The sequence below is a fragment of the Pseudomonas sp. NPDC098747 genome (assembly GCF_044760045.1).
Classification (GTDB): Bacteria; Pseudomonadota; Gammaproteobacteria; order Pseudomonadales; family Pseudomonadaceae; genus Aquipseudomonas.
The window spans coordinates 1-314 of the sequence record NZ_JBIWAL010000065.1 but is presented as its reverse complement, the minus strand read 5'-3'; the positions used below and the strand labels follow the sequence as shown (position 1 = coordinate 314).

The 314-nt window shown below is 57.0% G+C and carries 1 protein-coding gene; it reads left to right on the top strand.

Annotation, left to right across the window (positions count from 1 at the left end; genetic code table 11):
• A partial coding sequence (locus tag ACIQVE_RS25750) for a phosphoadenosine phosphosulfate reductase family protein (protein ID WP_402813897.1) occupies nucleotides 1-314 on the top strand: 314 nt, incomplete at both ends.

Here is a 314-nt window from a genome sequence, read left to right as displayed (position 1 = left end):
ATGCGTGTGTTCCCGTTGTCGAACTGGACCGAGCTGGACATCTGGCAGTACATCTACCTTGAAGGCATCCCGATTGTGCCGCTGTACTTCGCCGCCGAGCGCGAAGTGATCGAGAAGAACGGCACACTGATCATGATCGACGACGAGCGCATTCTCGAGCACCTGTCCGACGAAGACAAAGCGCGCATCGTCAAAAAGAAAGTGCGTTTCCGCACCCTTGGTTGCTACCCGTTGACGGGCGCGGTGGAGTCCGAGGCTGAAAGCCTCACGGACATCATTCAGGAAATGCTCCTGACGCGAACTTCCGAGAGCCA